The 11,491-nt window shown below is 66.5% G+C and carries 9 protein-coding genes; 7 read left to right on the top strand and 2 right to left on the bottom strand.

Annotated elements, in window-relative coordinates:
- Positions 1-28 precede the first annotated feature (28 nt).
- Positions 29-1,261, bottom strand: a complete 1,233-nt coding sequence (locus AC5PZ0_RS08015) for an acyl-CoA dehydrogenase family protein (RefSeq protein ID WP_186678643.1) — start codon at positions 1,259-1,261, stop codon at positions 29-31.
- A 378-nt stretch (positions 1,262-1,639) separates the two neighbouring features.
- On the opposite strand from AC5PZ0_RS08015, the gene AC5PZ0_RS08010 reads away from it, so the two are divergent.
- The 7 genes from AC5PZ0_RS08010 to AC5PZ0_RS07980 all read left to right on the top strand — a co-directional run bounded on the left by AC5PZ0_RS08010 (position 1,640) and on the right by AC5PZ0_RS07980 (position 10,074).
- Positions 1,640-2,695: an ABC transporter substrate-binding protein gene (locus AC5PZ0_RS08010; RefSeq protein WP_265967408.1), complete on the top strand. Its 1,056-nt coding sequence runs from the start codon at positions 1,640-1,642 to the stop codon at positions 2,693-2,695.
- 27 nt (positions 2,696-2,722) lie between these two features.
- Positions 2,723-3,454, top strand: a complete 732-nt coding sequence (locus AC5PZ0_RS08005; protein ID WP_099453605.1) for a class II aldolase/adducin family protein — start codon at positions 2,723-2,725, stop codon at positions 3,452-3,454.
- A 174-nt stretch (positions 3,455-3,628) separates the two neighbouring features.
- Positions 3,629-4,816, top strand: coding sequence for an LLM class flavin-dependent oxidoreductase (locus AC5PZ0_RS08000; RefSeq protein ID WP_027593756.1), 1,188 nt, complete (start codon positions 3,629-3,631; stop codon positions 4,814-4,816).
- 10 nt (positions 4,817-4,826) lie between these two features.
- Positions 4,827-6,401, top strand: coding sequence for an ABC transporter substrate-binding protein (locus AC5PZ0_RS07995; RefSeq protein ID WP_493854637.1), 1,575 nt, complete (start codon positions 4,827-4,829; stop codon positions 6,399-6,401).
- Positions 6,394-7,473 (top strand): ABC transporter permease, encoded by a 1,080-nt coding sequence (locus AC5PZ0_RS07990; RefSeq protein WP_493854636.1) that lies wholly within the window; start codon positions 6,394-6,396, stop codon positions 7,471-7,473. The genes AC5PZ0_RS07995 and AC5PZ0_RS07990 overlap by 8 nt, the downstream gene beginning before the upstream one ends.
- Positions 7,466-8,293 (top strand): ABC transporter permease, encoded by an 828-nt coding sequence (locus tag AC5PZ0_RS07985; protein WP_274887366.1) that lies wholly within the window; start codon positions 7,466-7,468, stop codon positions 8,291-8,293. The genes AC5PZ0_RS07990 and AC5PZ0_RS07985 overlap by 8 nt, the downstream gene beginning before the upstream one ends.
- Positions 8,290-10,074 (top strand): dipeptide ABC transporter ATP-binding protein, encoded by a 1,785-nt coding sequence (locus tag AC5PZ0_RS07980; protein ID WP_493854635.1) that lies wholly within the window; start codon positions 8,290-8,292, stop codon positions 10,072-10,074. Before AC5PZ0_RS07985 ends, AC5PZ0_RS07980 begins: the two co-directional genes overlap by 4 nt.
- A 321-nt stretch (positions 10,075-10,395) precedes the next feature.
- Here the strand turns inward: AC5PZ0_RS07980 and AC5PZ0_RS07975 are convergent, their stop codons facing one another.
- Positions 10,396-11,484 (bottom strand): LLM class flavin-dependent oxidoreductase, encoded by a 1,089-nt coding sequence (locus AC5PZ0_RS07975; protein ID WP_099429803.1) that lies wholly within the window; start codon positions 11,482-11,484, stop codon positions 10,396-10,398.
- Positions 11,485-11,491: the final 7 nt, after the last annotated feature.

Genomic DNA, 11,491 nt, shown 5'->3' with positions numbered 1-11,491 from the left:
GGCCGCGCAGCGGCCCCCAGGGTTAGGTTCAACGGCGCGTTGCGCCCTGGGTTTCCTTGGCATTGAGCACGGCGGTGTACTCCCCTGGGTCGGCGCCATTGAGGTAGTAGTTGCCGACGTTGTGCAGCCGCCAGCGAATGGGGTCATGGGTGGTGTGCACCCGGGCGTTGCGCCAGAAGCGGTCGAGGTTCCACTTGCTCAACGAGGCACTGGCCCCGAGCAGAGAAAACAGGTCGCTGGAGATCTTCAGTGACGCCGCATCGGAGTGGGCGCGGGCAGTGGCCACCGAGAGAATCAGTTCATCCTGCAGGGCTTTGTCCTCCGGGTCGCGCTCATGCGCGTCGAACACCCGTGCGGCATCGCGCAGTACCGACTCGGCACCGCGCAGCGCCACGGCGTACTCGCCAATCTGGCGAATCACGTGCGGCTCGTCACTGGCGCGGTCCACGCCACTTTCCACCCAGGCCCGGGCATGCTCGCGCAGGTAGTCGACGCCTGCCTGCAGCGCGCCGGCGGCGATGCCGGTGTCGATGGCGGCATGAAGAATCTGCGGGAAGGTCAGCCCTGTGCGCTTCATCGGGCCGGTGCGCCGCGACAGGTAACGCTCGTCCAGCACGATCTCGTCGAAGTTGACCGTACCGCTCACCGAGTTCTGCTGGCCGAAGGCCTGCCAGTCATCGACCAGGGTCAGCCCAGGGGTGTCGCGGTGCAGCAGCACACCGACGCCGCCGTCTTCGCTGGCGGCCGTCAGCGAGATCCAGTCGGCCAGGTAGGAGCCGGTGGAGTAGAACTTGCTGCCATTGAGCACCAGCTTGCCATCGGCGCGGCGCTCGACCCGGGTTTTCAGGGCGAACTTGTTCTTGCCGCCCACCTCGGCCAAGGCATTGCCGAAACGCTTGCCGGCCAGTACGTCGGCGATCAGGCGGTCGCGCACGTCGTCGGCATAGCTGGTGAAGATGCCGCGCAGCATCACGTTGTGGATCTGCAGCAGTTGGCCGACACCGCCGTCGGCGGTGGAGATCAGGCGCACGGTTTCGACGATGGTTTGCACCGAGGCGCCAAGGCCGCCGAATTCGGCCGGTACGGCGATGGCGGTGAGACCGCTGCTGGACAGCAGGTCGGCCTGGCGGCGCGGCAGCTGGCCGTTGTTGCTGGGGTCGGCGGCGAGCACGGCGATTTGCGCGGCGACCTCGCGGGCGGCGGCGATGGCTTCGGCTTCGCTGGTCAGGCGGTGGATAGGGCTGGGTTCGATGGCGCTCATGGGTCGTCTCGCAAGGGTCTTCAAGGGCCAGTGCGCCTGCTTCGCGGGCAAGCCCGCTCCTACAGGTGAAGTGCCGGTTTCAATGGCAATGAAGGTCCTGTGGGAGCGGGCTTGCCCGCGAATGGCTGCACCGCGGTCCCATAGCCTTGAGCAAGTTCTTTGCCATGACTCACCAGGCCCCGTGTTGCTTGGCTTCGGGCCGCGCCTGCTGCCCCAGCAACAGCCCGCCTGCTGATCTGGCAGCACCCCGCCCGCAATCCTGCTCCGTGCCCAGCACTCAACGCCTGTAAACGACACTCAAGTCCCCGTAAATCAAGGCCTCCAGCGGTTGGCACGCACGCTGCAATAGCGCTTTCACGACGCCCAAGGAGCCACCCCATGACACTCGCTACTGCCGCAACGCAAACCGACGACCCCACTGCCCTGGACCGCATCTGGTTTACCCGCTGCCCGGTGCCCACCGCTTCGGGCATCGCCTACAAGCTGGGCTGGCTGGACGAAGAATTCGCCCGCGACGGCCTGCCGGTCTCGACCCTGCAGGAAACCCGTCAGCTCGGCCATCACCACTACGATCACCAGCTCCCGGGGCTGTTTCGCGAAGGCGGCAACGTGCCGGCCTTGGCCGCCCGTGCAGCAGGCTCACCGAGCCGGCTGATCGGCCTGACCTGGATCGAGGAATGGCAGACCATCCTGGTCCGCCCGGACTCAGGCATCCGCAACGCCGCCGACCTGCGCGGCAAGCGCCTGGCCCTGCCGGCCTGGGCTGACAGCCGCCCCGGCAGCATCGCCCGGGCCATGAGCCTGCACGGCTACAAAGGCGCCCTGGCCTCGGCCGGCCTGCACTTGGACGACGTGCAACTGGTGGAAGTGGCGCTGCTCGACCAGGCCAGCGCCGCCACCCCGCAGCTGGGCCTGCAGCGCCTGTGGTCGGGCCTGGATTACCTGGCGCGCGGCGAGGTCGATGCCGTCTACGTCAAGGGCGCGGCCGCTGCCGATGCGGCGCGTCGCCTGGGCCTGGTGGTGGGCGTCGATCTCGACCTGCTAGCCGACCCGCGCCACCGCATCAACAACGGCACGCCAAGGCCGATCACCGTGCACCAGAGCCTGCTCGACAACCACTTCGAGCTGGTTGCGCGCTTCCTGGCCCAGACCCTGCGCGCAGCCGAATGGGCGGCCGGCAACCGCGATGCGCTCAACAGCTTCCTCGAGGACGAGACCCGCGCCGGCAGCCAAGGTGTTGCCGAAGCCTATCGCGGCGCGTTCCACACCACCTTGGCGCCGGACCTGTCCGAGCAACGCCTGGCGTTTCTGGGCACGCAAAAGGACTTTCTCTACCTGCATGGCTTCCTCGAAGCCGACTTCAGCATCGCCGACTGGGTCGACCCACGGCCCCTGCAGGCTGCCCATGAACTGCTGGCCCAGCGCCGCGCCTGACTTTGCATCCGCCTCCGGAGATTGAACATGACCGTACTGATCAACGAACGCCCCGTCACTGCCGAACTGCAAGCTTTCATCGACCAGGTGGTCGCCGAAGCCGAAGCGGCGTTTACCGTATTCCGCGAGACCAACACCATCACCGCCAATGGCACTGTCGGCTTCATCGAGCGTGTGCCCGGTGAAGACCTGCTGGTGTCCGTCAACTACGGCGGCCCGTGGAACCACCGCAAACCGCTGCAGGCGACCGTGACCGACTTCTCCGGCAACGTGATCGTCGGCAAGGGCAAAGGCGGGCTGGGGCGCTACACCAAACTGTTCCAGACCCACGCTGACATCACCACGATCTCGCATGTGCACAGCCCGTACCTCGGCGCCTGGGCCCAGACCCACCGTACTTTGCCGTTCCACTATGTGCCGGTGCAGCGCTATCAGCTGGCGCGGGAGCTACCGGTGTACATCGACCGGCGCCAGGCCGAGGTGGACTTCATCCTCGACAAGATCGCCGAAAACCCGTTCAACCTGGCCATTCTCGAAGCCAATGGCGGCTCCACGGTGTGGGGTAAGCAGGGGCTGCGTGCGACGGCCGAGTTCATCCTGCTGTTGGAAGAAGGCGCGCAGATTCAGCTGCTGGCCGATGCGCTGGGCGGTTCGCGGCCGTACGGGCCAGGGGTGCTGACGCAGCAGTGGAAGATGAGTGGGTTGTACGAGCGCGCTACCGAGCTGGGGCTGGTGCCGGGTATCGATCGGCGCAGCTGATTCGCAGTTCCAAGCCCACCACGCCCTCCTTTGTAGGAGCAGCCTTGTGCTGCGAAGAGGCCGGCCCGCCAGATGCAGTTGCTGCGCCTGGACTGGCCTCTTCGCAGCACAAGGCTGCTCCTACAGGGGGACGAGTGACAGTTTGGTATTTCACTTCAAGCAAGGATCACCCCCATGGCAGTAAAAATCCTCTGGTACCTCACCACCCCCGACGGCCCCTATCCCTGGGAGCCCGAAGGCCGCTGGAAAACCGACTTCGAGCACCTCAAGCAACTGGCCATCGCCGCCGATCGCCTGGGCTTCTACGGCTCGCTGCTCGGCTCCAGCCCCAACGAAAGCCTTGCGGTATCGGCCGCGCTGATCGACGCCACGTCACGCCTGCGCTTTCTGGTCGCGCAACACCCAGGCGAGCTGTCACCTGCGGTGTTGGCCAAGTGGGCACTGACCTTCGACCAGTTTTCCAACGGCCGCTTGCTGTTCAATGTGGTCAACGGCAACGACGCCGGCTTGGCCACGCTGGGCGTGCATTACCCACACGATGAACGTTACGACTTCAGCCTGGAATACTGGCGCGCGTTCCAGGGCTTTTACGCGGGTGAAACGGCAGGCTACGACGGCCGTTACGTCAAGCTTTCGCCACGCTCACCTGCGGCGGCCAGCCACCCCCTGGGCGGTTGGCACCCACCCAAGCAAAAGCCTGGCATCCCGCTGTGGGGTGCGGGCACATCGGCGCCGGGCGTGGCCCATTCGGTGCAGTTACTCGACGTCTACCTGAGCTTTGCCGATACCCCGCAAAAGCTCGGCGACAAGTTCCGCAGGGTGGCCGCCGAGGCAGCAAAAATCGGCCGCGAGCTGACCTACGGCACACGCCTGCAAGTCATCGTGCGCGAGACCGAAGAAGAAGCCTGGGCGCATGCCGAACGCCTGCTGCAGCGCACTTCGCTGGCCACCGCCCGCGCGGCCATCGAGCGTCAATTGCCGGCAGGGCAGACCCTGGACACCTATGTCAGCGACGACCCGCGCATTCAGCGCAACCTCGACAGCATTCGCGCCGGGCGCCTGCCCACTGCCCGCGAGCTGGAGATCTACCCCAACGTCTGGCTGGGCCCCAGCCTGTTCGGCTTCAACATACTTGGCCCGGCCGCGGGCACCTACCTGGTCGGCAGCGCCGAACAGGTGGCCGAGCGCATCCGCGAGTACGAAGCCCAAGGCACCTCGGCGTTCATCCTGTCGGGCTTCCCGCTGATCGACGAAGCCCACCGGGTGGCCGACCTGCTGTTCCCGCTGCTCGACCTGGACCACGGGTTCGAGGTGCCGCGCCTGAGCGCCCGCACTAAGCCGACCGTGGCCCAACCGGCGTAAGGAGAGGGTGATGAGTGAGTTTTCGCGCCGGGTGTTTCTCGGCAACAGCCTGGCCGTCGGGGGCGGCCTGCTGCTCGGTGGCGGGCTGCTCGGCGGCTGCGATGGTGGCGCGCCCGCTGCCACGGCTGGCGGTATCGCATTACCCGCCACGCCGGTGCGCGGTGGGCGGTTGCGCGTGGGCATCATCGACGGAGACCAGGCGGGCAACCTCGATGCGCACAAGCCGGTGGGCGGCGGCATCATCCGCGGCTGGGCGCTGTACGCCAAGTTCTGGGAATGGAACCCGGATGTCAGCACACGGCTGGCCTTGGCCGAGTTCGCCGAGCCGAATGCCGATGCCAGCGCCTGGACCATCCGCCTCAAGCCGGGGCTGGAATTTCACCATGGCAAAAGCATCACCGCCGAGGACATGCTGTTCTCGATCCTGCGTTTGACCGACCCGCAGTTGGCCTCGCCGTTTGCCGGGCTGGTCGGCGCCATCGACCGCCAGGCGCTGCGCAAGCTGGATGCGCGTACGATCGAGATCCGCTTCAAGCAGGGGCAAAGCTTCTATCCCTTGGATGAAACGCTGATCAGTTTCGGCGGCATCGTGCCGACCGATTATCATCCGTTGACCAACCCGGTCGGCGCCGGGCCCTACAAGCTCAAAAGCTTCATCCCTGGCCAACGCTCGCTCTACACCCGCTTCGAAAACTACTACAAACCCAACCGTCCTTATGCGGATGAGCTGGAGATCATCGAATTCAAGGACCAGGTCTCGCGTGCGGCGGCCTTGCGCGCAGGGCAGATCGACGTGGCCAGCGGGGTGCAGGCCGAGCACAGTGCCTTGCTCAAGGCTGACCCGCGCCTGCGCCTATACGCCTCGCCCAGCACCTCGTTTACCGGTTTCAACCTGAACCTGGCCAAGGCGCCATTCCAGGACGTACGTGTGCGCCAGGCGTTCCGGCTGCTCGCCGACCGGCAAGAGCTGGTGGCGCGTGGGCTCAATGGTTTCGGCCGTATCGCCAACGACCTGTATTCGCCACACGACCCGACCTACAACCACACGATCGCCCGGCGCCCGTACGACCTTGATCAGGCCCGGTCACTGCTGCGCCAGGCCGGGCAGGACGACTTGCGTGTCGAGTTGACCACCACACCAGGCCCAGGGGTGAACGCGGCGTTGGTGTTTGCCCAGCAGGCGCAGAAGGCGGGGGTGCAGGTCAAGGTCAACCAGGTCGACGGCTCGGTGTTCAATGGCCCACAGCGCGAGCAGTGGCAGCTGTCCCCGGGTTCGACGCCGGCCCGCGGTTTCCTCGCCTCGGCGCTGCACAACGATGCGCCGCAAGCCATCTACAACCGCAGCAATTTTCACGACCCACGGTTTACCGAACTGTACGGCCAGGCGCTGGCGCAGCCCGACCTGGAGCGGCGCAAGGCCTTGGTACATGAGGCCCAGGTAATCCAACACGAACGTGGCGGGCTGTTGATCTGGGGCTTCTCGGACGTGCTCGATGCAGCGTCCGCCAAGGTCGGCGGGCTCGCCCCCGAACAGACCACCTTCGCCTCCTGGCGCTTCGACGAACTCTGGTTGAACCATGCCTGATCACGCTCACCGTTCCCCACGTACGCCGGCCTGGTTGGCTTGGTTCATTGGCCGTCTGGGCTACGGCCTGCTGACCGCCTGGGTCATCAGCCTGGTGGTGTTCATCGCCACCCAGGCGCTGCCCTCGGACCCGGCGCGGGTCATCCTTGGCCCCGATGCGCCACTGGACAGCATCGTGACCTTGCAGCGCCAGCTGGGCCTCGACCAGCCGATCCTGGTGCAGTACCTGCGTTGGCTGGGGGCGGCATTGCGCGGTGACCTGGGCATCTCGCTGGACTCGCAGGTGCCGGTGGCACAGCTGCTGTTCGGGCGGCTCGGCCACACCCTGGCCTTGCTGGCCGGCGTGCTGGCGCTGGTGGTGCCACTGGCGCTGACCCTGGGCGTGAGCCTGGCGCTGCGCCGTGACCGGCCGCTGGACCGCTGGGGGTTGTCGGCCTTGATCCTGTTGAAGGCCACGCCGAGCTTTCTGTTGGCCATCGGCCTGGTGCTGTTGTTTTCCATGCCCGGCATGGGCTGGCTGCCGGCGGTGTCGATCCTCGACCCGCAATTGCCCTTGTGGCGGCAGTTGCCATCGTTGGTGCTGCCGGTGGTTGCCCTGAGCCTGTCGGCGCTGCCGTACCTGACACGGATGGTCCGCGCCTCGATGATTGAGGCGCTGGAGTCCGACTACGTGGTGGCCGCACGCTTGCGCGGTATACCGGAGCGGCGCATCGTCTGGCGCCATACCTTGCCCAACGCCCTGACCCCGGCCATCCAGGGCGTGGCGCTGACCCTGCGCACGCTGGTCGGCGGCGCACTGTTGGCCGAAGTGATCTTCAGCTACCCCGGCATCGGCACGGCCCTCAATGCGGCGATCCAAATGCGCGACCTGCCAATGATCCAGGGCGTGGTGCTGGTCATCACCCTGGCCGTGGTGCTGATCAACCTGCTGGCCGACCTGCTGACTGTCCTGCTCACCCCCAAGCTGCGCACCGCGCGCCGGGTCAAGCTGATCCGCCGTAACCGGCGCGGCATTCGCCCGTGGTGGCGACGCGCACGCCGTACACCTGCCCAGGAGGCAACCCATGACTGAGACCCGCTGGCTGGCCGACCCGCAGGTGCGGCGCGGCGCCGTGATTACCGCGCTGGTGATGTTGCTGGCGCTGCTGGGCCCCTGGCTTGCGCCGCATGCGCCGACGGCCATGGTCGGGCCGGTGTATGGGCCGCCGAATGCCGATGCGCCGCTGGGGCATGATTTTCTTGGCCACGACTTGTTGTCTCGCTTGCTCAGCGGGGGTGTGTCGGTGCTGTGGATGTCGGTGGCGGCGGCCACCCTTGCGCTGGTGGTCGGCGGCAGCCTTGGGTTGTTGGCCGGTTTTTCGCGGCGCCGCCTGGACCAGGCGATCAGTTGGGCGGCGGATGTCTCGCTGGCTTTTCCGGACCTGATTCTGGTGCTGCTGATCGTCTCGATGCTCGGCCGTGCGCCGTGGCTGATCGTGTTGACCGTGGCCATCGCGTTTACCCCAGGGGTCGTGCGCCTGGCGCGTGGCAGCGCGGTGGCGGTGGCGGGCCAGGAGTTCGTCGAGGCGGCGCAGATGATGGGCTACTCACGTTGGCGCATCCTGTTCAGCGAAATCCTGCCGAACATCCTGACGCCGCTGCTGGTGCATTTCGGCAACATGCTGACCTGGGCGGTGGGCATGCTCTCGGGCTTGAGCTTCCTGGGTTATGGCGTAGCGCCGCCGGCGGCGGACTGGGGGCTGATGATCAACGAAAACCAGGCCGGCCTGCTGGTACAGCCCTGGGCAGTATTGGCACCGGCGCTGCTGATTGCCGTGTTCGCCTATGGCACCAACATTCTGGCGGAAGGTATCGGCCGGGTCAGTGCACGTATTGGGGAGAAGCAACCATGACGGCGGCGTTGAAAGTCGACAGCGACGTGTTGCGAGTCAGCGACCTGCGGGTGGAACTGGCCGGGCAGGTCGATGTGCTGGCCGATGTCTCGTTCAGCCTGGCGGCGGGAGAGATCGTGGGGTTGGTGGGCGAGTCCGGTTCGGGCAAGACCACCCTGGCCACGGCCTTGCTGTGCCATGCGCGGCAAGGTGCGCGGATTACCGGCGGGCGCATTGCGGTGGCGGGGCAGGCGGTGCTGGAGCTTGAGGGCGAAGCCTTGCGCCTGGCGCGGGGCGGGTTGGTGGGCTACGTTGCCCAGGACCCGGCCACAGCGCTGAACCCGGCTCTGCGCATAGGCGCCTTGTTGCGTGAAACCGTGTTGGCGCATCAGCCCAAGCTGACCACAGATGCATTGCAGCAACGCATCAATGAGACCCTGGTGGATGTCGGCCTGCCAGACGACCCAGCCTTTCTGCGGCGTTTTCCTCATCAGTTGTCCGGAGGGCAGCAACAGCGGGTGATGCTGGCACTGGCGTTTGTCCTGCGGCCGAAACTGATCGTGCTCGACGAGCCGACCACGGCGCTCGATGTGACCACCCAGGCGCATGTGCTGGAAACCCTCAAGCGCCTGTGCCGGGGGCACGGTGTGGCGGCGTTGTATGTGACGCACGACCTGGCCGTGGTGCGCGACCTGGTTGACCGGGTGATGGTGATGTATGCCGGGCGGCTGGTGGAAGTGGCGGGGCGCGAAACCTTGTTCAAAGCGCCGGCACACCCTTATACCCGTGCCTTGCTCGCGGCCATTCCTGATATTGCCCGACGCCAGCCGCTGCAAGCCATTGGCGGCCATGCGCCGGCGCCGGGGCAGCGGCCTGCGGGCTGCGCGTTTGCCCCTCGTTGTGCCAGGCGACGTGCCGAATGTGCGGTGATCGAGCCTTCGCTGCTGGCGTTCGAGGGCGGTCAGCAAGTCGCTTGCCTGGCGCCCTACCGTGAGCCGCTGCCCCTCGGCGAGCAGGGTGTCGAGGTAGCAGCGGCGCCTAGTGCAGAGGTGTTGCTGGAGGTGCAGGGGCTGGATGTGGCTTACGACCGCCAAGTGCTGTTCGATGTTTCACTGCAGGTAGCGCAAGGCGAATGCCTGGCGCTGGTGGGCGAGTCCGGTTCGGGCAAGACCAGCCTGGCCAGGGCCATCGCGGGGTTAGGCGAGAGCGTTCAGGGGCAACTGCGTTACGGCGGCGAGCCGCTGGCGTTCACCGCGCGTCAACGGGATGCGCGGCTGCGTCACCAGATCCAGTACGTGTTCCAGAACCCCTACCGGGCGTTGAACCCTCGGCAGACGATCGCGCAGACCCTCAGCGCGCCCCTGGCGCATTTCTTCGCTGTACGTGGCGATGAGGCGCGTCATCGGGTCGAAGCGGTACTGGCGCGGGTGTCGCTGCCGGCGCGTGTGGCCGATCTGTATCCGCACAGCCTGTCAGGGGGAGAACGGCAGCGCGTGGCGATTGCCCGGGCGTTGATCTGTGAGCCACGGCTGTTGGTTTGCGACGAGATTACCTCGGCGCTGGATGTGTCGGTGCAGGCGTCGATCCTGGCATTGCTGCGGCGTTTGCAGCGTGAAGGGCTGACCGTGTTGTTCGTCACCCATGACTTGGGCGTGGTGCGGGCGATAGCCGACCGGGTGTTGGTGTTGCGCCAGGGCAGGGTGGTGGAAGAGGGGGAGGCTGAGCAGGTGCTTGGGCGGCCGGTTGATGGCTATACCCGGACCTTGGTGGCGCATTCGCCTAGGTTGCAGGCGGGCGTCTAGGTGCACGGCTTTGGGTGGGGCGGCGCCTGTGAGATCGAGCGCCGCCCGCGCGGCGCATCGCGAGCAACGCTCGCTCCTACGTTTGTTTTTGGCCAATAACGCCTGTGACAGGCGCGCGCGAACGCCTTGTTTGTTCGACGCGATATCGAGTCATGCGTCAAGGCGGTCGCGCGCGTTTGCCCCAGGAATAATTGGCCCGAAACAAACGTAGGAGCGAGCGTTGCTCGCGATGCGCCGCGCGGGCGGCGCTCGATCTCCCAGGCGCTGCAAGGCTCAAGGCATGCACCTGGCACCCCAGATGCAATCCCCAGCTGGGCACCATCACCCAGCAAATCGCGCCTGCCGCCTCCGCACTTCCTCCCGCACCGCCGGAATCACCCAGCGCCCGTAATCCACCGTGTCGTACAACGGGTCATACCCGCGGTTGAGGAAGGTGCTCACCCCCAGGTCGACATAATCCAGCAACGCCTGAGCGACGGTCTCCGGCGTGCCCACCAGCGCCGTGGTATCGCCATAAGCCCCCACCGCTGTCGCCGTCGGCATCCACAATGCCCGGTCATGCCGGTCCGCCCGGGCGGCGGCGGCGAGCAGGCGTTCGGAACCGGTGCCCTTGATGCGCTTCTGCCAGGGGCTGTCCGCCGCAAACTGCGGGTTGGCCTTGATCTGCGCGAGGATCTGCTCAGCGCGCTGCCAGGCCAGCTCCTCGGTGGCACCCAGGATCAGCCGCACCGACAAGCTCACCCGTGGCGCCGCCACGCCAGCGGCACTCGCCGCAGCCTTGAGCTTGGCGATCTGCTCGGCGACGCCGCTCAGCGGTTCACCCCACAGGGCATAAAGGTCGGCATGTTTGACGGCGATCTGGTAAGCGATGTCGGACGAGCCTCCAAAGGAAATCGGGATATGCGGCTGCTGCAGCGGCTTGACCGGCGAAAAAGCGCCCTTGATGGTGAAGTAGCGGCCTTCGAAGTCGAACGGCTCTTCGGCAGTCCAGGTGCGCCGGACAATCTCCAGGTACTCGTCGGCGCGCTGGTAACGCGCGGTCTTGTCCAGCAGGGTGTCGCCTTCTTGCGGCTCGGCCGTGATGCCGGTGATCGCATGCAGGCGAATGCGCCCGCCGCCGGTGGTGTGGTCGAGGGTGGCGAATGCCCGCGCGGCCACCGTCGGCGCGGTCAGGGCAGGGCGGTGGGCGATCATGAAGCCGAGGCGCTCGGTGTGCGCGGCCGCATAGGCGGCAATCTGCAGGCTGTCGGCACTGCCTGGGCCGCTGGCGATCAGTACCCGGTCGAAACCGGCATGCTCATGGGCGCGGGCGTGGTGGCGGATGAACGGCAGGTCGAAGTCGGGCGAGCGCACGCCGCGGGTCTCGGACCACTGGCGGGGGAAAATCATGCCGACGAATTCAATGGACATGGCGATG

Source organism: Pseudomonas sp. 5.2 (assembly GCF_059025405.1).
Note: the sequence above shows the minus strand (reverse complement) of the source record. Positions and strands in the feature narration are given on the sequence as shown.